This window comes from Pseudomonas putida, from assembly GCF_016406145.1.
GTDB classification, from domain to species: domain Bacteria; phylum Pseudomonadota; class Gammaproteobacteria; order Pseudomonadales; family Pseudomonadaceae; genus Aquipseudomonas; species Aquipseudomonas putida_E.
Window position 1 is genome coordinate 870740 of sequence record NZ_CP066306.1, and the last position, 23794, is coordinate 894533.

The window sequence follows — 23794 nt, forward strand, 5'->3', positions numbered from 1 at the left end:
GGGCTTGCCGCGCGCAGGGAATCCTTGAAATTTCAAAGGCTTCGCGCACTGAACGTGTCGCAGCTGTTCACATCACCCTGGGCAAACCCGGCCTTGAACCAACGCACCCGCTGCGCCGAGGTGCCATGGGTAAAGGAGTCAGGTACCACGCGCCCCTGGCCTTTTTGCTGCAGTCGGTCATCACCGATGGCATTGGCAGCATTGAGCGCTTCCTCGACATCCCCTGGCTCCAGCCAGTTCAGGCGTTGCTGCGCCTGGTATGCCCATACCCCGGCCAGGCAGTCAGCCTGGAGCTCCTGGCGCACCAGCAAACCATTGTCACCCTCCAGGCGCTGGCCTGCGCGGCGTGCGGCATCGACCTTGGCCGACACGCCAAGCAAGGTTTGCACGTGGTGGCCGATCTCGTGGGCGATCACGTAGGCCTGGGCGAAGTCGCCTGCGGCGGCGAAGCGGGTTTCCATTTCACGGAAGAACGACATGTCCAGGTACACCCGCTGGTCGGCCGGGCAGTAGAACGGCCCCACCGCCGCTGAAGCGAAGCCGCAGGCGGAATTCACCTGGCCGCTGAACAGCACCAGCTTAGGGTCGCGATACTGCTTGCCAGCCTGCGAGAACAGAGCCTTCCAGGTGTCTTCGGTGTCGCCCAGGATCGACGCGACGAACTGGGCCTGCTCGTCGTTGGCCGCTGGGGCCTTGGTGCCCGCGCCGCTTGGCGCCTGCTGCTGTTCCATCTGCCCGGTCAGCTGGCCGAGGATCTGCAGCGGGTCCTGGCCAGTGAGCCAGCCGATGCCGACGATCAGCAGGATGGCCCCGAGCCCCAGACCCTTGCCGCCGCCAAAGCGCATGCCACCACCGCCGCCACCTTGGCCACGGGCATCAACCACATTGTCGCTACGACGGCCTTTTCGCCATTCCATGAATTGCACTCCAGAGCGTGAAACATGAAGACAAAGGTTAGTTCACGGCAGCCAAAGGTACTAATGCATAACCATTTGGTTAAGTAACGGTCGGCGGAATTCAATATTCATCTGGGGCGACCTATCCGAAACTGCAAGTCCGCCTGCGAACCACAGGCGCTTTGATAACTCCAAGAGAGGAAAACGGCATGCCCGCCCAGGACAACAGCCGCTTCGTGATCCGTGATCGCAACTGGCACCCCAAGGCCCTGACGCCCGACTACAAGACTTCCATTGCCCGCTCGCCGCGCCAGGCATTGGTCAGCATCCCGCAGTCGATCAGCGAAACCACCGGCCCGGACTTCACCCACCTGGGCTTCGGCGCCCACGACCATGACCTGCTGCTGAACTTCAACAACGGCGGCCTGCCGATTGGTGAGCGCATCATCGTTGCCGGCCGTGTCGTCGACCAGTACGGCAAGCCAGTGCCCAATACCTTGGTAGAAATGTGGCAGGCCAACGCCGGTGGCCGCTATCGCCACAAGAACGATCGCTATCTGGCCCCGCTGGACCCGAATTTCGGTGGCGTCGGCCGCTGCCTGACCAACAGTGAAGGCTACTACAGCTTCCGCACCATCAAGCCCGGCCCATACCCATGGCGCAACGGCCCGAACGACTGGCGCCCGGCGCACATCCACTTCGGCATAAGCGGCCCGTCAATCGCCACCAAGCTGATCACTCAGCTGTATTTCGAGGGCGATCCGCTGATCCCGATGTGCCCTATCGTCAAGTCGATCGCCAACCCTGAAGCGGTGCAGCAACTGATCGCCAAGCTCGACATGAGTAACGCCAACCCCATGGATTGCCTGGCGTACCGCTTCGACATCGTGCTGCGCGGCCAGCGCAAGACCCACTTCGAAAACTGCTGAGGACCCCGCCATGCCAATCGAACTGCTGCCGGAAACCCCCTCGCAGACCGCCGGCCCCTACGTGCACATCGGCCTGGCACTGGAAGCGGCCGGTAACCCTACCCGTGACCAGGAAATCTGGAACCGCATGGCCAAGCCAGAGGCGCCGGGTGAACACATCCTGTTGATCGGTCATGTATACGACGGTAACGGCCACTTGATTCGCGATTCGTTCCTTGAGCTCTGGCAAGCCGATACCAACGGCCAGTACCAAGATGACTACAACTTGGAGAACGCCTTCAACAGCTTCGGTCGTACTGCCACCACCTTCGATGCCGGTGAGTGGACCGTCCAGACCGTCAAGCCCGGCGTGGTGAACAACGCTGCCGGTGTCCCGATGGCCCCGCACATCAACATCAGCCTGTTTGCCCGCGGCATCAATATCCACTTGCACACGCGGCTGTATTTCGATGATGAGGCCGAAGCGAACGCCAAGTGCCCGGTGCTCAACCTTATCGAGCAGCCACAGCGCCGTGAAACCTTGATTGCCAAGCGTTGCGAGGTGGACGGCAAGACGGCGTATCGTTTCGATATCCGTGTTCAGGGGGAAGGGGAGACAGTTTTCTTCGACTTCTGACAGGTGATTTTGGGGCTGCAATGCAGCCCCAATTTCAGCCTTTCACCGGCTTGAGGTCGAATGCATCGCCTTGGTACTGGAACAGCAGGCAATCGGCAGCGCCAGTGCAGCCACTCTCATGCACAAGGTCGACAGGCAGTTTGTAGTATGCCCCGGCCGAATACTCGGTGCGCTTGCCCTCGATTACCGCATAGAACGTACCACTCAACACTACTGTCGGTAGTGCCTGGCTGTGCTGGTGCAAGCCGTTGTCAGTCCCTTTCCGGAATCTCACATACGCCGAATACGGCCCCTTGCCAAAAATGTCGCCCTCGACGTTGGCATAGCTGACCGCGCCCTGGGTATTGGGTACTTCCTGCCACTTCAACTTCGCGCTATCGGTTACAGATACGGTTTTTTCCCCTGCGTGGGCGGTGGCTGCCAACGCGGCGAGTGTGAGAACGGCCATGCCTGCCTGCAATGATTTCATGGTGAAGCTCCTTCGCTGGAATGACGGTGCAGCGAAGGTTAAATAAACTCTGTGCGCACAAATACGGCCTTGATTAGCCATGACTTGTACCTTAAAAGCACAGGTCAGGGTCGCCACGGTGGGCGCGTATAGAAGGCTTGCACAAAGTCGAGCAACGCACGCACCTTGGGCGCCAGGTAACGGCTCTGTGGATAGACCGCATACAGGCCCCGTGCTGCTAGCCGCCAATCGGCCAGCACTGGCACCAGGCGCCCATCAGCCAGGGCATCCTGAACGATGAAACAATCGAAGCTGGCGATGCCTAAGCCGCCGATAGCCGCAGCACGCAGGGCCATTGGCGAGTTGGCGCTTACGCGTCGGGGCATAAGGATTTGCCGCTGCTCACCTGCCTCGTTGGCAAGCAGCAGGCGCTGAGGGTGAAGTAGTTGGCTATAGCCGAGCAGTGGGTGGCTGGCCAGATCGTCTGGCGAGGCAGGTGTACCGTGCCGTTCGAGGTAGCGGGGAGCGGCCACCAGCAGTACCTCGCTGGTGGCCAGCCGTCGCGCTACCAGGCTTGAGTCAGGCAGGTGATCGGTAACCCGAAGGCAGATGTCGATCTCTTCTTCCAGCAAGTCGATGAATCGGTCGCTGCAGTGCAGCTCGATCTGCAACTGGGGATAGCGCTCGACGAACTCCGGTAGCCAGCGGCCAAGTTCCAGCTCGCCGAAGGCGGTAGCCACGCCCAGGCGCAGGGTGCCAGAGGGCTGTTTTTGATGTTCGGACAGCTCCAGGGTCATCGCCTGCATCTGTTCGAGGATCTGCACGCAGTGGCGGTAGAACAGCGCACCGGCTTCGGTCAGGTGCAGACGGCGGGTGGTTCGTGCCAGTAATTGTGTGCCCAGATGGCGCTCAAGTTGCGTCACTTGGCGTGACAGAGCGGTATGCGACAGGCCCGCCTGGCTGGCCGCGGCGCTGAAGCTGCCGAGGTCGACGACCCGGCGGAAGGTCTGCATGGCACTTAACTGGTCCATCGGCACTACTCTCCTGGCTGCGTATAGCGGGGCCAGCGAGGCCCCGCCACTACGCGGATCAGCGCCGAACCAGCAGCACCCCGCTCTCCATGTGATGGGTATACGGGAACTGGTCAAACAGCGCGCAACGTTCGATACGGTGGGTATCTTGAAGCTGAGAAATGTTCTGCGCCAGAGTTTCTGGGTTGCACGAGATGTAGAGGATGCGCTCGAAGCGCCGTGTCAGCTCGCAAGTATCCGGGTCCATCCCCGCACGCGGTGGGTCGACGAACACCGTACCGAACGCATAACTCTTCAGGTCGATCCCTTCCAGCCGGCGGAACGGGCGAACCTCGTTCAGCGCCTGGGTCAGCTCTTCCGCCGACAGGCGCACCAGCCGCACGTTATCCACCGCGTTCTCGCTTAGATTGCTCAGGGCGGCGTTGACCGAGGTCTTGCTGATTTCGGTGGCCAGCACCTGGCGTACGCGGGTGGCCAGGGGCAGGGTGAAGTTGCCGTTGCCGCAGTACAGTTCCAGCAGGTCGTCATCGCGCTCGCCGATGGCGTCATACGCCCAGCTCAGCATCTTCTGGTTCACCGCGCCGTTGGGCTGGGTGAATGCGCCCTCCGGCTGGCGATAGCTGAACACGCGGCCAGCCACGTCGAGTTTCTCCACGGCGTAATCACGGCCGATGACCAGCCGCTTGCCCTTCGAGCGGCCGATCAGGCTCACGCCCAGTTCTTCGGCCAACTGCCGTGCTGCCACTTCCCAGGCATCGTCCAGCGGGCGGTGGTAGCACATCGTGACCATCGCATCGCCGGCAAGGGTGGTGAGGAACTCCACCTGGAACAGGCGATTGCTCAGTTCGTCACTTGCCTGCCAGGCAGCCTTGAGGCGTGGCATCAATGCGTTGATGCGTTCGCTGGCGATGGGGAAATCGTCGATCAGGATGGCCTTGTGCTTCTCGCCCGGAGCGAACATCGCATAGTGGCGCTGGCCGTCCTCGCGCCACAGGCGGAACTCGGCACGCAAGCGATAATGCTCGCGCGGCGAGTCGAATACAGCGGGCTGCGGCGCACCGAAGGGGGCCAGCAGCTCGCGCAGGCGGGTAACCTTGGCCTGCAGTTGCGCGTCGTAGGCGCTAGGATCGAAGGCAGCACTCATGCGTTGAACCAGCCCAGCTTGATGACGAACAGGATGGAAAGGATCACCAGTGCCGGGTTCAGGTCGCGGCGGCGGCCGGAGATCAGCTTGACGGCGGTCCAGCTGATGAAGCCGAAGGCGATACCGTTGGCGATCGAGTAGGTCAGCGGCATGGCCAGGGCGGTGACCACTACCGGTGCGGCCTCGGTCACGTCGTCCCAGTTTATTTCCGCCAGGCCCGAAGCCATCAGCACGGCGACGAACAGCAGCGCCGGTGCGGTGGCGAAGGCCGGTACGCTACCGGCCAGCGGGGCGAAGAACAGCGCCAGCAGGAACAGTACGGCCACCACGATGGCGGTCAGGCCGGTGCGGCCACCGGCGCTCACGCCTGCCGCCGACTCGATGTAGCTGGTGGTGGTCGAGGTGCCCAGCAGCGAACCGGCCATGGCCGCAGTGCTGTCGGCGATCAGGGCACGGCCCATCTTCGGCATGTGGCCGTCCTTGCCCATCAGGCCAGCGCGCTTGGCCACGGCGATCAGGGTGCCGGAGTTGTCGAACAGGTCGACGAACAGGAAAGCGAAGATCACGCTGACCAGGCCCACGTCGAGGGCCCCGGCGATGTCCAGCTGCAGGAATGTCGGTGCCAGCGAAGGTGGCATCGACACGATACCGCCGAACGGCGTGACGCCCATCGCGATCGCTGCGACCGTCACGGTGAGAATGCCGATCAGCACCGCGCCGCGCACCTTGAGCGCTTCAAGGCCGACAATCAGGAAGAAACCCAGCGTGGCAAGGATCACCGACGGCTGCTTGAGGTCGCCCATGCCCACCAGGGTAGCCGGGTTATCGACGACGATGCCGGCGTTATGCAGGGCGATGAGCGCCAGGAACAGGCCAATGCCTGCGGCAATGGCCGAGCGCAGCGGCAGCGGGATGCTGTTTACGATCCACTCGCGGATGCGGAAGATCGACAGCAGGAAGAACATCACCGCCGAGAGAAACACCGCGCCCAACGCGACCTGCCAGGTGTGGCCCATGTGCAGGACCACGGTGTAGGTGAAGAACGCGTTCAAGCCCATGCCCGGCGCCAAGGCGATCGGGTAGTTGGCGATCAGGCCCATGGTCGCCGAGCCGATGGCGGCAGCCAGGCAGGTGGCGACGAAGATCGCGCCCTTGTCCATGCCGGTTTCGCCGAGAATGCTCGGGTTGACGAACAGGATGTAGGCCATCGCCAGGAAGGTGGTGACGCCCGCAAGAATCTCGGTGCGCACGTTGGTGTTGTGTGCTTTTAGTTGAAACAGCCTTTCCAGCATGCCCGCTCCCCGAGGCGCCCCCGGCGCCGTGAATGTATCGACCCCATCAGCAAAGCACAGACCGTAACGGCTGCCGTGGTTTTGCGTGGGGAGGAAAAAAGCCGCGCATCATACCAGCATGACTGGCAGGGGCCTATGGCCGTTCAGGCCCCCGTCAACCATTGTGCAACCGATCCCGCGTAGCCAGTGTCGGGAACAACTTTATCCACACACCGGTCACCACCAAGGTGCCGACGCCGCCCAGCACCACCGCCGGCACCGTGCCGAACCAGTGCGCCGTGACCCCCGATTCGAACTCGCCGAGCTGATTCGAGGCACCGATGAACAGGCCGTTGACAGCACTCACCCGGCCACGCATCTCGTCCGGCGTCTCCAGCTGCACGAACGCACCGCGTATCACCATGCTGATCATGTCTGCTGCGCCCAGCACCACCAGTACCGCCAGCGAGAACCAGAATGAGGTCGACAGGCCAAAGGCGATGGTTGCCACGCCGAACACCCCGACTGCGGTGAACATGGTGCGGCCGACTTTGCGCTCCACTGGGAAGCGCGCCAACCAGAACGACATTAACAGCGCGCCCACTGCTGGCGCCGACCTCAACAGGCCCAGGCCCCACGGCCCTGTGAGCAGGATGTCCTTGGCGAACACTGGCAGCAGCGCGGTGGCGCCCCCCAGCAGCACGGCGAAAAGGTCGAGGGAGATTGCCCCGAGAATGTCTGGCCGGCTGCGGATGAAGCGCACGCCTGCCAGTAGCGACTCCAGGCTGGCGCGACCGCGCTGCGGCACTTGCTGGCGCGAATTCAGGCTCAGCATGAGCAGGCAGGCAATGGCATACAGGGCCACGGTCGGGCCATACACCCAGGTACTGCCGACGGCATACAGGAGCCCACCCACGGCCGGGGCGACGATGGTTGCCGCCTGGGTGGCCGAGGCTGACGCCGCTACGGCCCGAGGAAACAGCCCCGGCGGCACCACATTGGGCAGCAGCGCCTGGGTGGCGGGCATCTCGAACGAGCGGGTGGCTCCGAGCAGGAAGGCGAGGGCGAAGATCAGTTCGCGGCTGACGCTGTCAGTGGCGCTGCCCAGGGCCAGCACCAGGGCGATTAGCCCCTGCAGGGTCTGGCACAGGGCCGCGACCTTGCGCCGGTCATAGCGGTCGGCGACATGCCCGGTGTGCAACATGAACAGCACCCGCGGCGCGAATTCGACAAGGCCGACCAGGCCCAGGTCGAGCACATTGCCGGTCAACTGGTAGAGGTGCCAGCCAATGGCCACGGTGAGCATCTGGAAACCACTGGCGGTGAACACCCGGGCTAGCCAGAAGGCAATGAAAGGGCGGTGATGGCGCAACAACTGCGGTGCGGAATCGGACATCGGAAACCTGTGGCCTCGGCGCAGTAGAGGGGGCGGCAGATTATCATCTGTTTGTAACAAACGGTTGCTGTTTGCCGTTGTCGGCATGGTTCCATCGGCTCTGGAAGGGGGGTGGGGCAACCGGTCACGCGGCAAACAACCGCACCGCCTGCCGGGCGATTCAGGACTATGCTTGCTATCAATCGTTGATCTGGATCAATCGTTCCAGAAACAACGAATTGGCCTGTGGGCCGAAATCCCTGCGATCGAACAGAACAATTCCAACGTGCCGCACTCGACACTAACGCGGGGGCAGTGGGCAACGGGCCACGAGCCCGGAAGCCGGATTACCTGAAGAGGAAGCATCATGTTCGGAATAGAAGCCCTCGAGCTCGCCCGAATTCAGTTTGCCTTTACCGTGTCGTTCCACATCCTGTTCCCGGCCATCACCATTGGCCTTGCGAGTTACCTGGCGGTTCTAGAAGGCCTTTGGCTGAGAACCAACGAGCAGGTCTACCGTGACCTTTACCACTTCTGGTCGAAGATCTTCGCCGTGAACTTCGGTATGGGGGTGGTTTCCGGCCTGGTCATGGCCTACCAGTTCGGTACCAACTGGAGTCGTTTCTCCGACTTCGCCGGCGCTGTCACTGGCCCACTGCTCACCTATGAAGTGCTGACCGCGTTCTTCCTTGAGGCGGGCTTCCTCGGTGTCATGCTGTTCGGCTGGAACCGCGTGGGCCGCGGTCTGCACTTCTTCTCCACCGTGATGGTGGCGTTGGGTACGCTGGTGTCGACCTTCTGGATCCTGGCGTCCAACAGCTGGATGCAGACCCCGCAAGGCCACGAGATCATCGATGGTCGGGTCGTCCCGGTGGACTGGCTGGCGATCATCTTCAACCCGTCGTTCCCCTACCGCCTGATGCACATGGCCACCGCCGCGTTCGTTGCCACTGCCTTCTTCGTTGGCGCCTCGGCGGCCTGGCACCTGCTGCGCGGCCGGGACAACCCGGCGGTGCGCAAGATGCTGTCGATGGCCATGTGGATGGCGCTGATCGTTGCCCCCATCCAGGCCGTGATCGGTGACTTCCACGGGCTGAACACCCTCAAGCATCAGCCGGTGAAAATTGCCGCAATCGAAGGCCACTGGGAGAACGTTCCCGGTGAGCCAACCCCGCTGATCCTGTTCGGCATCCCGGACATGGAGGCCGAAACCACTCGCTTCAAGGTCGAAATTCCGGCGCTCGGTAGCCTGATCCTTACCCATAGCCTGGATAAGCAAGTGCCTGCGATGAAGGAGTTCCCGCCCGAGGACCGTCCTAATTCGACCATTGTCTTCTGGTCGTTCCGGATCATGGTGGGGCTTGGCTTCCTGATGATCTTCGTTGGCCTGTGGAGCCTCTGGCTGCGCAAACGCGGCACCCTCTACACTTCACGCCCGTTCCTCTACCTGACACTGTGGATGGGCCCGTCGGGCCTGATCGCCATTCTGGCCGGCTGGTTCACCACCGAGATCGGCCGTCAGCCTTGGGTGGTGTACGGCCTGATGCGTACGTCGGAGGGCGTGTCCAACCATAGCTACGCCCAGCTGGGCTTTACCCTGATTGCATTCGTGGTGGTGTACTTCGCGCTGTTCGGCACTGGCCTGGGCTACATGATGCGCCTTGTGCGAAAAGGGCCGAAAACGGGCGAGGGCGATGAGCACACGCCTGGTGGCCCTGGCCAGAAGCGTACGCCGGCACGGCCGCTGTCCGCAGCCGATGAAGGCCGCAAGGCCACTGCCCCCAGCCTGAGCAAGGAGAACTGAGCCATGGGTATCGACCTTCCGCTGATCTGGGCCGTGATCATCATCTTCGGTGTCATGATGTACGTGGTGATGGACGGGTTCGATCTGGGTATTGGCATGCTCTTCCCGTTCGTCAAGGCTGAGCAGGACCGAGATGTGATGATGAACACCGTCGCCCCTGTATGGGACGGTAACGAAACCTGGTTGGTCTTGGGCGGTGCCGGTTTGTTCGGGGCCTTCCCGATGGCCTATTCGGTGGTGCTCGAAGCGCTTTATCTGCCGCTGATCCTCATGCTGATCGGCCTGATTTTCCGCGGAGTGGCCTTCGAGTTCCGTTTCAAGGCCAAGGACGACAAGCGCCACATCTGGGATAAGGCGTTCATCGGCGGTTCACTGGTGGCGACCTTTTTCCAGGGGGTCGCGCTGGGGGCGTTCATCGAGGGCTTCAAGGTAGTGGACCGGCATTACGCCGGTGGCACGCTCGACTGGCTGACCCCGTTCAGCCTGTTCAGTGGCCTGGGCCTGATCGTTGCGTACACCTTGCTCGGTTGCACCTGGCTGATCATGAAGACCGAGGGGCCTCTGCAAGCGCAGATGCACAAGCTCGGCCGGCCGCTGGCCCTGGTGTTGCTGGTGGTGATCGGCATCGTCAGCCTGTGGACGCCGATCGCTTACCCACAGATTGCTGATCGCTGGTTCAGCATGCCCAACCTGATCTGGTTCATGCCGGTACCGCTTCTCGTGCTGGTAACGTTCTACGGGTTGTTCAAGGCAGTGGCACGCAGTGCCAACTACACCCCGTTCCTGCTGACGTTGGTGCTGATCTTCCTTGGCTACAGCGGCCTGGGCATCAGCCTCTGGCCGTATATCATCCCGCCGTCGATCTCGATCTGGGATGCAGCTGCGCCGCCACAGAGCCAGGGCTTCATGCTGGTAGGCACGTTGTTCATCCTGCCATTCATCCTGGGGTATACCTTCTGGAGCTACTACGTGTTCCGCGGCAAGGTCACCCACGAAGACGGCTATCACTAGGAGGGCCCATCATGGCTGGCAAACATGGCCTGGAAGAGAAGAAACCGCTGTGGCAACGCCTGGGCTGGTTGTTGCTGATCTGGGCCGCGAGCGTGGCCGCCCTGGGCGTGGCGGCCTATGTGATGCGGCTGTTCATGAGCGCGGCGGGGCTGACCACGCATTGATGGTTGTGGGCTGCACCGTGCAGCCCTCAGCTTCACTTGCGGGCTTTGAGTATCACGAACTTCGGTGTCGCGGCCACCTGTTCAACTCCCCTGAACAGGCGCGCCAGCTTGCTGTGATAGCCCAAGTGGCGATTACCGACGATATACAACGCACCGCCGACCACCAATGCCTCACGCGCCTGCTGGAACATGCGCCAGGCAAGGAAGTCGCCCACCACTTGCTGTTGGTGGAACGGCGGGTTGCACAGCACTACATCCAGCGACTGCTTTTCCACCCCCGCCAGGCCATCGCCTGCCAGCACCGTCACCGCGCGATCGCCCAGCGCTGCCTGCCAGTTTTCCTGCGCTGACTGCACCGCCATGTACGATTCATCCACCAGTGTGTAGTGCGCCTGGGGGTTGGTCAGCGCGTTGGCGATGGCCAGTACGCCGTTGCCGCAACCCAGGTCAGCGACACGTGCATTGCCCAGGTCGCGTGGCAGGTGTGGGAGGAAGGCCCGTGTGCCGATATCCAGACCGTCGCGGCAGAATACGTTGGCATGGTTGAGCAGTTCGAGCGCCGGTGAGTCGAGACGATAGCGGGTGGGGTACGGGGAGCTGGCGCCAGGGCGCTGGGCGAAGTTGGCCGTCAGCAAGCGCGCTTTTTTTTGCGCCAGCGAAGCCTGTACCGGGCCGATGTACTTCTCCAACAGCTCACCCGCAGCCCGTGGCAAGTGTTTGATCATGGCCGCAGCGATGACCTGGGCGCCGGGCGCCAGATGACCTTGCAACCGGATCAGTTGCTCTTCGAGCAGTGCAAGGGTTTTGGGCACGCGCACCAGCACGCGATCGAAGTGCCCCTGCCAGTGCTCGCTGGCGGGCACGAAGGGCACGCTGTCGAAAGCCTTGCCGTTGCGTGCGAGGTTTTTTTCCAGGGCCATGTGGGCCAGGTGCGAGTCGCCACTGCTGACCACTGACACGTGGTCGACCAGGCTGGCGGCCAATGCGCCGAAGCTGTCATTTAGTACCAGCACTCTGCTCTCGGCTGCCAGCTGCTGAGCATGCAACTGCTCGAGCAGGTATTCATCGGCGGCATCAAAGGCCTGCAACGGGTCGTTGGCCTGGTCCGGCTGGCGGATCAGGTCGAGTTCGGCGTAGGGGGTGGTCAACAGGGGCATGGCATCTGGCTCGGGCACGGATCTGCCCGTCACGGATCGTCACGGGCTTTGGTAGCGATTCTACAGCGCTTTGCTGCTGGTCGCAGGCCGTGCTATTGATCGATCAGGCCACGCATCATGGCAATGGCAACGGCGCCGGCCTTGTTGGAGGCGTTGGTCTTGGTGATTACGCTGCGGATATGGAAGTTCACCGTGCTTTGCGACAGGGACAGAATGCAGGCAACGTCGGCGGCGGTCTTGCCGGCGGCCGACCATTTCAGCACCTCGAGTTCGCGGTCGCTCATCTTCAGCGGCGAACTCAACTTGGCCAGGTGATGCTCACAAATGGTGTCATGCAGCGTATGGCACAGCCATTGCACTTGGCCGGCCTTGTCGTACAGCTCATGGATGTCGATCTTGCCAAAGGGCCTTGCCACACTGACCTGAGTCTCGTTGTGCCTGAGGTCATGCAGCGACTGAGTCCAGCCGTGGCGCAGGCCATGTTTGCAGGCCTGCTCACGAAAATCCGGGGCTTCGCTATACAACTCATCGGTCCACAGTACAGGCTCGGTCGACGTGTGACTGAGTGCTGCTGCCGGGTCCTGCTTGTAGAACTCGTCGCGTTGATAACGCTCGATCCAGGCAAGCGGATAGTTACTGTACAGGTAGAGCTTGGGTGCCTGGGCCGCAAGCTGAATGCGAAGCTTGAGCCCCATGAACTCCATGCCAAGGTCTTGTGCCAGGTGTACCGCGAGGTCGAACACCTTCTGGGGAGTGCTTTCGTTGACCAAACGATGTAAATGCTCGTGATTCCAGTGAGGCATTGACCCTCTCCCTTGCGTCCTGAAGACTCAATCCGTTTGCATACCGGTGCAATTGTAGGAAAAGACCGAGCGGAATGTTCGGTTTTTTTGTTATAGAGGTCTCATCTGCCCATGAAAACGGCTCGGTGGTTGCCTGTGCCCCTACAATCGAACGGTTTTTATCCTGGCCGCTTTGCGCGACACTGTGCGTACGCTATCCACGGAGCCCGTCATGACCGCTAGTGCCGAAAAGTTCACCCGCCAGACCCTGCTGGACGTCCAGCCACTGACGCCTGGCCTGTTCAGCCTGCGGGTGACTCGCGATCCGGGGTTTCGCTTCCGGGCCGGGCAATTCGCTCGGCTTGGCGTGACCAAAGCCGATGGCAGTGTGGTCTGGCGTGCCTATTCGATGGTGAGCGCGCCGCATGACGAGTATCTCGACTTCTTCTCTATCGTGGTCCCGGGCGGCGAGTTCACCAGCGAGCTCAGCCGTCTTGGCGAGGGCGATTCACTGCTGATCGACCGCCAGGCATTTGGCTACCTGACCCTTGATCGCTTCGTCGGTGGCCGTGACCTGTGGCTGTTGGCGACCGGTACCGGCATTGCGCCGTTCATGTCGATCCTGCAGGACTTCGAGGCCTGGGAGCGTTTTGACAGCATCAAGCTGGTGTACTCGGTACGCGAGGCCAAGGAACTGGCCTATGTGGATGACATTGCCGGGCTTGAACAGCGTGATTACCTGGCGGAATTTGCAGGCAAGCTGCAATTCATCCCGGTGGTTACCCGTGAGCAGTATCCGGGTGCGCTGAATGCACGCATCACTACACTGATCGAGAATGGCGAGCTGGAAAAGGCGGCGGGGCTGGAACTGTCACCCGAGCACTCACGGATCATGCTTTGCGGTAATCCGCAGATGATCGATGAGACCCGCAAGGTGCTCAAGGCGCGTGACCTGCAACTGAGCCTGAGCAAGCGGCCGGGACAGGTGGCGGTGGAGAACTACTGGTAGCTGCTAGCTGCGAGCTACAAGCTGCGAGCGTTGCCCTTGAGCGGCCCTACTCTTGCAGCTTGCAGCTTGCCATTTTTCAAGGCAGGCGATTCTGGTTCTGCGACTTGAGCAAGTCACGAATCTCGGTCAGCAGCGTTTCCTGAGGGGTAGGGGTCGGCGGTGCGCTTGGCGCCACGGCCTCTTCGCGTTTCAGGCGGTTGATCGCCTTGACACCCATGAAGATGGCGAATGCCACGATCACGAAGTCGATCACGGTCTGGATGAACTTGCCGTAGGCCAGCACCACGGCCGGTATATCGCCTTCAGCCGCCTTCAAGGTAATGGCCAGGTCACTGAAGTCCACGCCTCCGATCAATATTCCCAGTGGCGGCATGATGATATCGCCGACGAATGAGGAGACTATCTTGCCGAATGCAGCGCCGATAATGATACCGACCGCCATGTCGACGACATTGCCCTTGACCGCGAAGGCCTTGAACTCACTGATCATTCCCATGTTCGATTCCCTTGTAACAAATGGTGATGTTTACGCAGTGTAAGCCACTACAACGCTTCATGCGTCATGTTCAGGGGTAGTGACTGCGCTTAGAACGAATAGTTTTGTCGCATGCCGACGCGCTCGAGACACGCCTGCGTCGGCTATCATGGCGATTTTTTCCAGGAGACCCTGCCCATGGCCAAGGCCAAGCGCTTGTATGGCTGCACTGAGTGTGGCGCGACCTTTCCCAAATGGGCCGGCCAGTGTGGCGAATGCGGTGCCTGGAACACCCTGGTCGAAACCATGATCGAGAGCGGCGGCGCAGCGGCACCCAGCGGTCGCGCCGGCTGGACCGGGCAACAGGCGCAGATCAAGACCCTGGCCGAAGTCAGCGTCGAGGAAATTCCGCGGTTCACCACCAGCAGCACCGAACTCGATCGCGTGCTGGGCGGCGGCCTGGTCGACGGCTCGGTGGTGTTGATCGGTGGTGATCCGGGCATCGGCAAATCGACCATTCTGCTGCAGACCTTGTGCAACATTGCTGTGGGCATGCCGGCGCTGTATGTCACCGGCGAGGAGTCGCAGCAGCAGGTGGCCATGCGTTCACGCCGCCTGGGGCTGCCCCAGGACCAGCTCAAAGTGATGACCGAGACCTGTATTGAAACGATCATCGCTACGGCGCGTCAGGAAAAGCCCCGGGTCATGGTCATCGATTCGATCCAGACGATCTTCACCGAGCAATTGCAATCAGCGCCTGGCGGTGTTGCTCAGGTGCGCGAAAGTGCGGCATTGCTGGTGCGCTACGCCAAGCAGAGCGGCACGGCGATCTTCCTTGTCGGCCATGTCACCAAGGAAGGCTCGCTGGCGGGCCCGCGGGTGCTGGAACACATGGTCGACACCGTGTTGTATTTCGAGGGTGAGTCCGATGGCCGCTTGCGCTTGTTGCGCGCGGTGAAGAACCGCTTTGGTGCGGTCAATGAATTGGGTGTCTTCGGTATGACCGACCGTGGGCTCAAAGAGGTTTCCAACCCTTCGGCGATCTTCCTCAACCGGGCTCAGGAAGAAGTACCGGGCAGCGTGGTCATGGCCACGTGGGAAGGTACCCGGCCGATGCTGGTAGAGGTACAAGCGCTGGTCGATGACAGCCACCTGGCCAACCCGCGACGTGTCACCCTGGGCCTGGACCAGAACCGTTTGGCCATGTTGCTGGCGGTGCTGCACCGCCATGGTGGTATTCCCACCCATGACCAGGACGTGTTTCTCAATGTCGTCGGTGGGGTGAAGGTCCTTGAAACCGCGTCGGATCTGGCCTTGTTGGCTGCGGTGATGTCCAGCCTGCGCAACCGGCCGTTGGCCCATGGGCTGCTGGTATTTGGCGAGATTGGTTTGTCGGGCGAGGTACGGCCGGTTCCCAGTGGGCAGGAGCGCCTGAAAGAAGCGGCGAAACATGGCTTCAAGCGGGCCATCGTGCCCAAGGGCAACGCACCGAAGGAATCACCGGCGGGGCTGCAGGTGATCGCAGTAACCCGGCTGGAGCAAGCTCTGGACGCCTTGTTCGAATAAGCCGCTGGCGGCGGGGCAATGGGCCAGGATAGGCCAACAAAAAAAGGGAGCCGACGATGCGCATCGGCTCCCCCTGGGTCACCGCTCAGTCAGCGGTCAGTGCTCGGCTACCGGCGTTCGCCTGGGCGCCGTATTGCCATGCTCGTCCAGCTCCAGGACCGGCACCTCATTGCCCTCGGCGTCGAACAGCTTGCCTTCCTTGAAGTAATCGCCATCGCGCAGTGCAGAGATGTCCGAGTACTGGATGGTGCGCTCGTAGCCCGCGGCGAACACTGACTGCTGGTCCGAATTGCCTGCCGTGAAATGGTTGAAGATCAGGTTCAACACGATGGCCATGATCGCTGCCGAGCTGATGCCGGAGTGGAAGATGGTCTCGAACCAGTTCGGGAAGTGGTGGTAGAAGTTCGGCGCGGCAATCGGAATCATGCCAAAGCCCAGCGAGGCGGCGACGATGATCAGGTTGACGTTGTTCTTGTAGTTGACCTTGGACAGGGTGCGGATACCGCTGGCAGCCACAGTGCCGAACAGCACGATGCCTGCGCCGCCCAGTACCGGGGTCGGCACTGCTGCAATCACACGGCCCATCACCGGCAGCAGGCCCAGCACCACCAGGATCACACCACCGGTGGCCACCACGTAGCGGCTCTTGACCCCGGTCACGGCCACCAGGCCTACGTTCTGTGCAAAGGCGCTCTGGGTGAAGGAGCCGAAGACCGGCGCCAGGATGCTCGAGGCCATGTCGGCGCGCAGGCCATTGCCCAGGCGCTTGGAATCGACCTTGGTGTCGATGATCTCACCTACGGCCAGGATGTCGGCCGAAGTTTCCACCAGGGTCACCATGATCACGATGCACATCGACAGGATCGCCGCGATGTGGAAGGTCGGCATGCCGAAGTGGAAAGGGGTGGGGAAGGCGAACATCGGGCCTTCGGCGACTTTGCTGAAGTCGGTCATGCCCAGCGCCCAGGCAATCAGGGTACCGAAAACCATGGCCAGCAGGATCGAAAGGCGCGAAATGGTCGCGCTGCCCAGTTTGCTCAGCAGCAGCACGATGGCGAACGTCAGCGCTGCCAGGCCGATGTTGGCCATGCTGCCGAATTCCGGCGAAGCACTGTTGCCGCCCATCACCCAGCGTGCTGCCACCGGCATCAAGGTCAGGCCGATGGTCGTGATGACGATACCGGTGACCAGTGGCGGGAAGAACTTGGTGATGCGCGAGAACACCGGGGTGATCAGAAAGCCGATCAGCGATGCTGCCATGACTGCGCCCAGCACGCCTGGCAAGCCACCACCGTCCTGGCTGCTGAGAATTGCCCCCATGGTTGCCACGCCTGCGAACGACACGCCCTGCACCAACGGCAGCTGGCATCCGAAGAAGGGCAGGCCGAGCGTTTGCAGTAGCGTAGCCAGGCCACCGGCAAACAGCGAGGCCGCGATCAGCATGCCGATCTCGGCGCCGTTAAGGCCCGCAGCCTGCCCCAGGATCAGGGGTACTGCGACGATCCCTCCGTACATGGTCAGCACATGCTGAAGGCCATAGGCCAAGTTGGCTCCAAGGCCGAGGTTTTCGTCCTCGGGGCGCTTGGCGGGAGACGTGCTAGGGGACGTAGTCATTGAGCAGGCTCACTGTTTATTGTTGTGCCGCTACTGTAGACACTTCCTACAAATGATTGCTACATAAATTGTATACAATATTTTGATTGGAGCGCGAACAAGCAGGCTTGCAGGGTGTGCAAGAACGCAATGCAGATCGCGTACCAACTCATCGAATACGGTGCTAGAGGGGTGTGTACAACGCTACGCTACCCAGCCTTAAAGCTGTCTGGGTAGACAAGAAACACAAGTTGGGAAAGCTATTAGCTAGCTAAGAGATCCCATTATTCGATCAGTTGCCGCAGCTCGCGCATCATTTCGGTGCTGTCGGCCACGTTCAACTCCACAAGACGGTGCAAATGGCTCATCGAGTCGATGTCGATGTAGAGGCAAATGAACCCCAGCCGCTTCGCCTCTTCATGGCGCAGTTCCACCTGCATCTGCACACGTGTATGGGGGTCCAGTTGGATGATCGCATCGAAATCCTGGGTGAGGTCGGCGTTCCACGGTTCAGGGCGCTCGATTAACAGGCCCTTGAGTGACAGATCAAGCAGTTTGACCGGCCAGCGGCGATCGCCCTGGCGCAGTTCGGTAGGGGCGTCGAAATCAATGCGCTGGAAGCGCCGGCGATCGTCGGAAGGAGTGGTCATGGCGGGCCCTCGTCAGTAGCACTGACTATAGACTAGCCACGGGCACTCCTGCCGGATGACGGGTGACACGGGTGACTTATCGCCGAGTCGGCCGAGTCACCTGGCGACACCGTTACTTGGCAACGAAATTGAGATCGACTACCTGATAGAAGGCCTTGTCGGTCTCGGCAATTTCCCATACGCCCAACAGTACGTGATAGCCCTGGCGCTCAGGTAGCTTCAGGGTATGCGTGGTGGGTTCCGCCGGCCACATTTCCTCGTCGGTGAAGCCCCAGTAAGGCTGGCGTTCATTGAGGAATGTGGCGAACGGCTGCGGTTCGAACTGGGCACGGGTCAGCGGCTCCCCGGCCTTCCAGTCGGCTTTGGTGATGAAGTAGTTGAAACGGCGATATTTGTGGCGCGCACTGAACCTCCAGACAAAATCAAGGGATGCGTCGCTGGCAACATCATGCTTGTCCCAATCGACATCCGTTTTATCCAGGTAGGCCGCGCGGGGCTGCCCGCCGCTGGCAATCTTGCCATCGGCCGGCGGTGCGATATTTCTTACGTCGTCCTTGGCGAAGGGGTCGGTCAGGCCACCGGTCGTCTCCGGAAAGAACTTGCCGCTTTCGATCCCGTTGTGAAGATTCCCTTCAATAAGGCCTCTTTCTTCAGCGAAGGTGGCGCGGGACTTTGGGCTCGCAATCGAACCATGGGTGGGGGCGATGGGGGCTGAGGGTTGAGTGGTGCCGGCCTTTTCCGTGGTCATGAGCGTTTCCTTTTTGCTGGCTTTTCAGATGATCGACGCACAATTTCAGCGTTTGCAGATTTGCCAATCGCGTGTCGTCCAAGGGCAATCGGATGGCCTGATCATTGAAAGCGGATGCCCCATTCATGCACAACTGGCAAAAATGACAGGCCTGCCAGTAGCGCGTGGTGCCTCAGAGGCATGAGGTTGTGCGGGTAGCAGCGTTCTAGAGCCTGTGCTCGCCAGTGGCTGCATGCGAAATCGGGATGGTAAACCCTTCAAGCAAGCCCTAGACTCAAGGGGCTGTCTATTCCAACCACTTAGCTGGAAGCATGCCATGAACAACAATAACAGCCTGCTACGCCACATCCCGTGGCTGGCGCTGGCGGTCATAGGGGCTTGTGCGCTGGGTGTGGTCGCCCTGCGTCGAGGCGAGGCGATCAATGCCTTGTGGATCGTGGTCGCGTCGGTGGCCATCTACCTGGTCGCCTACCGTTACTACAGCCTGTTCATCGCCACCAAGGTGATGCAACTCGACCCACGCCGAGCCACCCCTGCGGTGCTCAACAACGACGGCCTGGACTACGTCCCGACCAACAAACACATTCTTTTCGGTCACCACTTTGCCGCCATCGCTGGCGCCGGCCCCCTGGTCGGTCCCGTGCTTGCGGCGCAAATGGGCTACCTGCCTGGCACGCTCTGGCTGATCGCCGGCGTGGTGCTGGCCGGTGCGGTCCAGGACTTCATGGTCCTGTTCCTGTCCACCCGCCGCAACGGCCGCTCGCTGGGCGACATGGTGCGCGAGGAGATGGGGCGCATCCCTGGCACCATCGCCCTGTTCGGCTGCTTCCTGATCATGATCATCATCCTGGCGGTGCTGGCGCTGATCGTGGTCAAGGCCCTGGCTGAAAGCCCATGGGGCATGTTCACGGTGATGGCGACCATCCCGATCGCGATGTTCATGGGCATCTACATGCGCTACATCCGCCCGGGCCGTATCGGCGAGATTTCGATCGTCGGCGTGGTACTGCTGCTGGCGTCGATCTGGCTGGGGGGCCAGATTGCCGCAGATCCGGTCTGGGGCCCGGCGTTCACCTTCACCGGTGTGCAGATCACCTGGATGCTGGTGGGTTACGGCTTCGTCGCTGCGGTGCTGCCGGTGTGGCTGGTACTGGCGCCGCGTGACTACCTGTCGACCTTCCTCAAGATCGGCACCATCGTCGGCCTTGCCATCGGTATCCTGATCATCGCGCCAGAGCTGAAAATGCCTGCGCTGACCCAGTTCACCGACGGTACAGGCCCGGTGTGGAAGGGCACACTGTTCCCGTTCCTGTTCATCACCATCGCCTGTGGTGCGGTGTCCGGCTTCCACGCGCTGATTTCCTCTGGGACCACGCCGAAGCTGCTGGACAACGAAACCAACGCCCGCTACATCGGCTACGGCGGCATGCTGATGGAATCGTTCGTCGCCATCATGGCCATGGTAGCCGCCTCGGTCATCGAGCCAGGCGTTTATTTCGCCATGAACAGCCCGCCCGCGGTGGTCGGTGCCGACGTGGTGTCGGTGGCCCAGACGGTCAGCAGCTGGGGCTTCCTGATCACCCCCGAGCAGCTTGAGGCCGTAGCCCGGGACATCGGCGAGCACACCATCCTGGCCCGTGCCGGTGGTGCACCGACGCTGGCGGTGGGTATTGCGCAGATCCTGCACCAGGTGCTGCCGGGTGAAAACACCATGGCCTTCTGGTACCACTTCGCGATCCTGTTCGAAGCACTGTTCATCCTGACTGCGGTGGACGCCGGTACCCGTGCCGGCCGCTTCATGCTGCAAGACCTACTTGGCAGCTTCGTGCCGGCGCTCAAACGTACCGAGTCGTGGACGGCCAACCTGATCGGCACTGCCGGCTGCGTGGCGCTTTGGGGTTACCTGCTGTATCAGGGCGTGATCGATCCGCTGGGTGGCATCAACACCCTGTGGCCGCTGTTCGGCATCTCCAACCAGATGTTGGCCGGTATCGCCCTGATGCTCGGCACGGTGGTATTGATCAAGATGAAGCGCCAGCGCTACATGTGGGTCACCTTGCTGCCAGCAGTGTGGCTGCTGATTTGCACAACCACTGCAGGCCTGATCAAACTGTTCGACCCGAACCCTGCGGTTGGCTTCCTGGCCCTGGCCGAGAAGTACAGCACTGCGCTGGACGCCGGCCAGGTGCTTGCCCCGGCCAAGGACATCGGGCAGATGCAGCATGTGATCTACAACGCCTACACCAACGCCGGGCTCACCGTGTTGTTCCTGATTGTGGTGTTTAGCGTGTTGTTCTTTGCCGTCAAGGTCGGCTACGCCGCCCTCGGCCGCAAGGAACGTACCGACAAGGAAACCCCGTTCCAGGCACTGCCTGACGCTTGAGAGGAATGCTGCGATGTTCAACGACCTGGGTCGACTGGGTAAATACCTGGGGCAGGCAGCCCGCCTGATGGTCGGCATGCCCGACTACGACAACTATGTCGAGCACATGCAGACCAAGCACCCGGACAAGCCGGTGATGAGCTACGAGGCGTTCTTCCGGGAACGCCAGGAAGCCCGCTACGGTGGCAAGTCCGGCCCTAAGTGCTGCTGATTCGGCACACTGCGTGAACCTGTGGGAGCCTGTGGGCTCCCACAGTCATTTTCAGCTTCAGGAGATTTCTGCGTGCAGACGCCAATTCCCGTAACCGTGCTCACCGGTTTTCTCGGTGCTGGCAAGACCACTTTGCTCAAGCACATGCTAAAAGCCGAGCACGGCCTTAAAATCGCCGTGATCGAGAACGAGTTCAGCGAGGCAGGCATCGACAGCCAGCTGTTGGGTGACGAGCCGGTGCAGGTCATGACCCTGGCCAACGGCTGTGTATGCTGCAGCATTCATGGCGACCTGACCCGCGCCTTGTTCCTGCTGCTCGAGCGCCTGGACGCCGGGGAGATCGCTTTCGATCGCCTGGTGATCGAATGCACTGGCCTGGCCGACCCCGCGCCGGTGGCGCAGACCTTCTTCGTTGAAGAGGAACTGCGTGACCGCTATATCCTCGATGGCATCATTACCCTGGTCGATGCGGCCCATGCCGAACTGCATCTTGCCCAGACCATCGCCCAGGCCCAGGTGGGCTTTGCCGACCGCCTGTTGCTGAGCAAGACCGACCTGGTCGAGCCGACGGCGGTGGACGCCCTGCGCGAGCGCCTGGCGCGCATCAATGGCCGTGCGGCGCTGCGCGTGGTCGAGCACGGGCGTATCGACCTGGCCGAACTGCTCGACGTGCGCGGGTTCAACCTCAACCCTGACCTGGGCGCCAACCTCAAGCCAACCCTGCGCCCAGTGTACAAACCCGCCACCCCTGATCGTATCTCGACCCTGGTGCTGCGTACCGAGGTCCCTCTGGACATCGACCGCCTCAGCGACTTCATGAACGACTTGCTCGAGACTCACGGCAAGCAATTGCTGCGCTATAAAGGTGTGCTCAACATTGCCGGAGAAGACCGTCGCCTTGTGTTCCAGGGCGTGCTCAAACTCTATGGTTTCGATTGGGACGCCGAGTGGGCCGAAGGCGAAACGCGCGAAAGCGTGATGGTGTTCATTGCCGATGAACTGCCTGAGGCGAAGATTCGGGCGGGTTTCGAAGCGTTGGCTGCGAGCTGAGCCGGCCAGGTGCCTGGGCGTCGAACCACTGCGGCCATGAACTGCGGTGACGCGTTTGTATCTCGATGCAGGGGATCAGCCGCTCGGTGAGCACTGCGGTCTGTTGCACGGCTTTGGCGGTGCGGTATTTGACGCTGTGGATGCACTCGCGGTCGCCGAACTCACAGCGGTTCAGCGCAGTACCGCCACAGGGGCCGTTGGCCAGGCCCTTGGGGCAGGTTTCGGGGCAAATGTACAAGGTGTCTTCCAGACGGCACCTGCCACAGGTGTCGCAGCCCAGCAGCGGGCGCTTCACGCTGCGTTCCAGGCTGTGCAGCCAGCGGGCGCCGCTGTCGCTGGCCCACAGCGGCCGGCGCACGGCCCAGCCAAAGGCCTTGCTCAGCCAGTTGTTATGGCTGAACAACAGGGCGTGAAACCCATGCAGCAGGTGATAACGCAGTTTCTCTCTGGCTGTTGCGCTGACCCTCGACTGGCCTTGTCGCCAGTCTGCTTGTGGTGGGTGAAAGGTCACCGCTGGCAGGCCTGGCATCTGCCAGCTCCCGGCCCAGGCCGTTGCCCACTGTTCCTGTGAATGGACACGTGCTTGCCAGTCCTCGATGCGCGCCTCCAGGGCGAGCAGTTGCTTGAGCTCGTGAACACCTGAAAGGTGCACCCCGGCATACCCCATCAACTTTACGCCAATGATCTGCAGGGCCAGGCGATCAAGGCCGCGTGCCTGGGCATAGGCTTTGGATACGGCCGCTTCGGCCTCAAGCATGTTGCGCATCGACGGTGAGACGGTAACGCCGGCGACATGCTCGAGCATCGCTGCACGGCCATGGCTCAGGCTCATCAGGCAGGCCAGTAGCGGCTTGGGCTCGGCCTGACGCCCCATCCACTGCATGGCCTCCTGATGCTTGCTGGCATCGAAGCCCAATTGCAGGGTGAGGAAATCGGCGCCCGCAGCGAGCTTTTTCTCTGCCTTGAAATACTGCGCACCGCCTTCTTCCTCGCGGTATTTGAATGGGTTGAGTGCAGCGCCCAGCAGCCAGTGGGGGCAGGCCTTGCGAGCAATTTGCAGTGCAGCGACCGATTCCAGATAGCGCACCGGGCGCTCGCCTGGCTGGTGGCCTGGCAGGCGATCGCCGGTCAGTAGCAGCAATTGGTCGAGACCGGCGGCGTCCATTCTTTTCAGTTGCGCGAGCAGATCATGTTGCTCACGGTCTTTGCCGGAAAAGTGGGGCAGGGCAGGGACGGGTTTACTGAAGCTGGGCAGGGCGTCCAATGGCGAGAGGTCCAGCGGGCTGCCGACACGGTCGCCGATGGCTACGGTCATTGGCCAGCCGCACAAGTGCCCACGGGCCATGATCGCCTCCATCGCAGCGAAGCGTTCGGCCGACGGCTTGGGCACGAACTCCATGACGCAGACGAAGGTTTTTTCGCGCAGCGCCGATTTCAGCAGGCTCATGGCAATGGGGCACCTGGATTGTTCAGTGAGGCAT

Annotated in this window: 23 protein-coding genes; 10 read left to right on the top strand and 13 right to left on the bottom strand. The window is 61.6% G+C overall.

What is annotated here, in order from left to right; genetic code table 11:
- Nucleotides 1–32: 32 nt before the first annotated feature.
- On the bottom strand, nucleotides 33–917 hold the full coding sequence (locus JET17_RS03950; protein WP_012312708.1) for a neutral zinc metallopeptidase: 885 nt from the start codon (nucleotides 915–917) through the stop codon (nucleotides 33–35).
- Between the two features lie 188 nt (nucleotides 918–1105).
- Between JET17_RS03950 and pcaH the strand changes: the two genes are divergently transcribed.
- Nucleotides 1106–1825, top strand: coding sequence for a protocatechuate 3,4-dioxygenase subunit beta (gene pcaH / locus JET17_RS03955; RefSeq protein WP_012312709.1), 720 nt, complete (start codon nucleotides 1106–1108; stop codon nucleotides 1823–1825).
- 10 nt (nucleotides 1826–1835) lie between these two features.
- Complete coding sequence (pcaG, locus tag JET17_RS03960) at nucleotides 1836–2441, top strand: protocatechuate 3,4-dioxygenase subunit alpha (protein WP_012312710.1); 606 nt, start codon at nucleotides 1836–1838, stop codon at nucleotides 2439–2441.
- Between the two features lie 34 nt (nucleotides 2442–2475).
- Here pcaG and JET17_RS03965 read toward each other — a convergent pair whose 3' ends face one another.
- From JET17_RS03965 to JET17_RS03985, 5 genes are all read right to left on the bottom strand, one after another.
- Entirely contained in the window at nucleotides 2476–2910 is a 435-nt protein-coding gene (locus JET17_RS03965; RefSeq protein ID WP_012312711.1) for a cupin domain-containing protein, read from the bottom strand.
- Nucleotides 2911–3014: 104 nt separating this feature from the next.
- The gene (locus tag JET17_RS03970) at nucleotides 3015–3920 is read right to left on the bottom strand and encodes a LysR family transcriptional regulator (RefSeq protein ID WP_012312712.1); all 906 of its coding nucleotides are present in this window, start codon (nucleotides 3918–3920) and stop codon (nucleotides 3015–3017) included.
- A 58-nt stretch (nucleotides 3921–3978) separates the two neighbouring features.
- Nucleotides 3979–5064 carry a tRNA (uridine(54)-C5)-methyltransferase TrmA gene (gene trmA, locus JET17_RS03975; protein WP_012312713.1) on the bottom strand — a complete coding sequence of 362 codons (1086 nt, stop codon included), beginning with the start codon at nucleotides 5062–5064 and terminating at the stop codon, nucleotides 3979–3981.
- Nucleotides 5061–6356, bottom strand: coding sequence for an NCS2 family permease (locus JET17_RS03980; RefSeq protein WP_012312714.1), 1296 nt, complete (start codon nucleotides 6354–6356; stop codon nucleotides 5061–5063). The genes trmA and JET17_RS03980 overlap by 4 nt, the downstream gene beginning before the upstream one ends.
- 154 nt (nucleotides 6357–6510) lie before the next feature.
- The gene (locus JET17_RS03985; RefSeq protein WP_012312715.1) at nucleotides 6511–7731 is read right to left on the bottom strand and encodes an MFS transporter; all 1221 of its coding nucleotides are present in this window, start codon (nucleotides 7729–7731) and stop codon (nucleotides 6511–6513) included.
- Nucleotides 7732–8077: 346 nt separating this feature from the next.
- On the opposite strand from JET17_RS03985, the gene JET17_RS03990 reads away from it, so the two are divergent.
- Genes JET17_RS03990 through JET17_RS04000 form a run of 3 tightly spaced genes read left to right on the top strand, consistent with a single transcriptional unit; the run spans nucleotide 8078 to nucleotide 10689 of the window.
- Nucleotides 8078–9514: a cytochrome ubiquinol oxidase subunit I gene (locus tag JET17_RS03990; protein WP_012312716.1), complete on the top strand. Its 1437-nt coding sequence runs from the start codon at nucleotides 8078–8080 to the stop codon at nucleotides 9512–9514.
- A 3-nt stretch (nucleotides 9515–9517) separates the two neighbouring features.
- Nucleotides 9518–10525 (top strand): cytochrome d ubiquinol oxidase subunit II, encoded by a 1008-nt coding sequence (gene cydB / locus JET17_RS03995; RefSeq protein ID WP_012312717.1) that lies wholly within the window; start codon nucleotides 9518–9520, stop codon nucleotides 10523–10525.
- Nucleotides 10526–10533: 8 nt separating this feature from the next.
- Nucleotides 10534–10689 carry a DUF2474 domain-containing protein gene (locus tag JET17_RS04000; protein ID WP_080516458.1) on the top strand — a complete coding sequence of 52 codons (156 nt, stop codon included), beginning with the start codon at nucleotides 10534–10536 and terminating at the stop codon, nucleotides 10687–10689.
- Nucleotides 10690–10721: 32 nt separating this feature from the next.
- Here the strand turns inward: JET17_RS04000 and JET17_RS04005 are convergent, their stop codons facing one another.
- Nucleotides 10722–11846 (bottom strand): methyltransferase, encoded by a 1125-nt coding sequence (locus tag JET17_RS04005; RefSeq protein ID WP_012312719.1) that lies wholly within the window; start codon nucleotides 11844–11846, stop codon nucleotides 10722–10724.
- Between the two features lie 92 nt (nucleotides 11847–11938).
- Nucleotides 11939–12649 (bottom strand): autoinducer binding domain-containing protein, encoded by a 711-nt coding sequence (locus tag JET17_RS04010; RefSeq protein ID WP_012312720.1) that lies wholly within the window; start codon nucleotides 12647–12649, stop codon nucleotides 11939–11941.
- Nucleotides 12650–12860: 211 nt separating this feature from the next.
- On the opposite strand from JET17_RS04010, the gene JET17_RS04015 reads away from it, so the two are divergent.
- The gene (locus tag JET17_RS04015; RefSeq protein WP_012312721.1) at nucleotides 12861–13637 is read left to right on the top strand and encodes a ferredoxin--NADP reductase; all 777 of its coding nucleotides are present in this window, start codon (nucleotides 12861–12863) and stop codon (nucleotides 13635–13637) included.
- Nucleotides 13638–13713: 76 nt separating this feature from the next.
- On the opposite strand, the gene mscL is transcribed toward JET17_RS04015, so the two are convergent.
- Nucleotides 13714–14133 carry a large-conductance mechanosensitive channel protein MscL gene (gene mscL / locus JET17_RS04020; protein ID WP_012312722.1) on the bottom strand — a complete coding sequence of 140 codons (420 nt, stop codon included), beginning with the start codon at nucleotides 14131–14133 and terminating at the stop codon, nucleotides 13714–13716.
- 177 nt (nucleotides 14134–14310) lie between these two features.
- Here mscL and radA point away from each other — a divergent pair, with 177 nt between their 5' ends.
- Nucleotides 14311–15678 (top strand): DNA repair protein RadA, encoded by a 1368-nt coding sequence (radA, locus tag JET17_RS04025; RefSeq protein WP_042111159.1) that lies wholly within the window; start codon nucleotides 14311–14313, stop codon nucleotides 15676–15678.
- A 96-nt stretch (nucleotides 15679–15774) separates the two neighbouring features.
- Here radA and JET17_RS04030 read toward each other — a convergent pair whose 3' ends face one another.
- The 3 genes from JET17_RS04030 to JET17_RS04040 all read right to left on the bottom strand — a co-directional run bounded on the left by JET17_RS04030 (nucleotide 15775) and on the right by JET17_RS04040 (nucleotide 18669).
- Nucleotides 15775–17292, bottom strand: a complete 1518-nt coding sequence (locus JET17_RS04030) for a nucleobase:cation symporter-2 family protein (protein WP_012312724.1) — start codon at nucleotides 17290–17292, stop codon at nucleotides 15775–15777.
- A gap of 263 nt (nucleotides 17293–17555) precedes the next feature.
- On the bottom strand, nucleotides 17556–17921 hold the full coding sequence (locus JET17_RS04035) for a PilZ domain-containing protein (RefSeq protein ID WP_012312725.1): 366 nt from the start codon (nucleotides 17919–17921) through the stop codon (nucleotides 17556–17558).
- 112 nt (nucleotides 17922–18033) lie between these two features.
- Nucleotides 18034–18669, bottom strand: coding sequence for a lytic polysaccharide monooxygenase auxiliary activity family 9 protein (locus tag JET17_RS04040; RefSeq protein WP_012312726.1), 636 nt, complete (start codon nucleotides 18667–18669; stop codon nucleotides 18034–18036).
- 316 nt (nucleotides 18670–18985) lie between these two features.
- On the opposite strand from JET17_RS04040, the gene JET17_RS04045 reads away from it, so the two are divergent.
- The 3 genes from JET17_RS04045 (at nucleotide 18986) to yjiA (ending at nucleotide 22313) form a co-directional block, all read left to right on the top strand.
- Nucleotides 18986–21052 carry a carbon starvation CstA family protein gene (locus JET17_RS04045; RefSeq protein WP_012312727.1) on the top strand — a complete coding sequence of 689 codons (2067 nt, stop codon included), beginning with the start codon at nucleotides 18986–18988 and terminating at the stop codon, nucleotides 21050–21052.
- A gap of 13 nt (nucleotides 21053–21065) precedes the next feature.
- Nucleotides 21066–21263, top strand: coding sequence for a YbdD/YjiX family protein (locus JET17_RS04050; protein ID WP_008094130.1), 198 nt, complete (start codon nucleotides 21066–21068; stop codon nucleotides 21261–21263).
- Nucleotides 21264–21335: 72 nt separating this feature from the next.
- Nucleotides 21336–22313 carry a GTPase gene (yjiA, locus tag JET17_RS04055; RefSeq protein WP_012312728.1) on the top strand — a complete coding sequence of 326 codons (978 nt, stop codon included), beginning with the start codon at nucleotides 21336–21338 and terminating at the stop codon, nucleotides 22311–22313.
- Here the strand turns inward: yjiA and JET17_RS04060 are convergent.
- Complete coding sequence (locus tag JET17_RS04060; protein ID WP_012312729.1) at nucleotides 22249–23760, bottom strand: methylenetetrahydrofolate reductase C-terminal domain-containing protein; 1512 nt, start codon at nucleotides 23758–23760, stop codon at nucleotides 22249–22251. The genes yjiA and JET17_RS04060 overlap by 65 nt on opposite strands.
- Nucleotides 23761–23794: the final 34 nt, after the last annotated feature.

Bases quoted from the DNA above. Each gene is read 5' to 3' on its own strand.
- JET17_RS04015 (WP_012312721.1), top strand. From the start codon at position 12,861: ATGACCGCTAGTGCCGAAAAGTTCACCCGCCAGACCCTGCTGGACGTC.
- pcaH (WP_012312709.1), top strand. From the start codon at position 1,106: ATGCCCGCCCAGGACAACAGCCGCTTCGTGATCCGTGATCGCAACTGG.
- JET17_RS03985 (WP_012312715.1), bottom strand. From the start codon at position 7,731: ATGTCCGATTCCGCACCGCAGTTGTTGCGCCATCACCGCCCTTTCATT.
- JET17_RS04005 (WP_012312719.1), bottom strand. From the start codon at position 11,846: ATGCCCCTGTTGACCACCCCCTACGCCGAACTCGACCTGATCCGCCAG.
- JET17_RS04060 (WP_012312729.1), bottom strand. From the start codon at position 23,760: ATGAGCCTGCTGAAATCGGCGCTGCGCGAAAAAACCTTCGTCTGCGTC.
- JET17_RS04040 (WP_012312726.1), bottom strand. From the start codon at position 18,669: ATGACCACGGAAAAGGCCGGCACCACTCAACCCTCAGCCCCCATCGCC.
- pcaG (WP_012312710.1), top strand. From the start codon at position 1,836: ATGCCAATCGAACTGCTGCCGGAAACCCCCTCGCAGACCGCCGGCCCC.
- cydB (WP_012312717.1), top strand. From the start codon at position 9,518: ATGGGTATCGACCTTCCGCTGATCTGGGCCGTGATCATCATCTTCGGT.
- JET17_RS03965 (WP_012312711.1), bottom strand. From the start codon at position 2,910: ATGAAATCATTGCAGGCAGGCATGGCCGTTCTCACACTCGCCGCGTTG.
- JET17_RS04050 (WP_008094130.1), top strand. From the start codon at position 21,066: ATGTTCAACGACCTGGGTCGACTGGGTAAATACCTGGGGCAGGCAGCC.
- radA (WP_042111159.1), top strand. From the start codon at position 14,311: ATGGCCAAGGCCAAGCGCTTGTATGGCTGCACTGAGTGTGGCGCGACC.
- trmA (WP_012312713.1), bottom strand. From the start codon at position 5,064: ATGAGTGCTGCCTTCGATCCTAGCGCCTACGACGCGCAACTGCAGGCC.
- JET17_RS04045 (WP_012312727.1), top strand. From the start codon at position 18,986: ATGAACAACAATAACAGCCTGCTACGCCACATCCCGTGGCTGGCGCTG.
- JET17_RS04035 (WP_012312725.1), bottom strand. From the start codon at position 17,921: ATGACCACTCCTTCCGACGATCGCCGGCGCTTCCAGCGCATTGATTTC.
- mscL (WP_012312722.1), bottom strand. From the start codon at position 14,133: ATGGGAATGATCAGTGAGTTCAAGGCCTTCGCGGTCAAGGGCAATGTC.
- JET17_RS03980 (WP_012312714.1), bottom strand. From the start codon at position 6,356: ATGCTGGAAAGGCTGTTTCAACTAAAAGCACACAACACCAACGTGCGC.
- JET17_RS04010 (WP_012312720.1), bottom strand. From the start codon at position 12,649: ATGCCTCACTGGAATCACGAGCATTTACATCGTTTGGTCAACGAAAGC.
- JET17_RS03950 (WP_012312708.1), bottom strand. From the start codon at position 917: ATGGAATGGCGAAAAGGCCGTCGTAGCGACAATGTGGTTGATGCCCGT.
- JET17_RS03990 (WP_012312716.1), top strand. From the start codon at position 8,078: ATGTTCGGAATAGAAGCCCTCGAGCTCGCCCGAATTCAGTTTGCCTTT.
- JET17_RS04030 (WP_012312724.1), bottom strand. From the start codon at position 17,292: ATGACTACGTCCCCTAGCACGTCTCCCGCCAAGCGCCCCGAGGACGAA.
- JET17_RS03970 (WP_012312712.1), bottom strand. From the start codon at position 3,920: ATGGACCAGTTAAGTGCCATGCAGACCTTCCGCCGGGTCGTCGACCTC.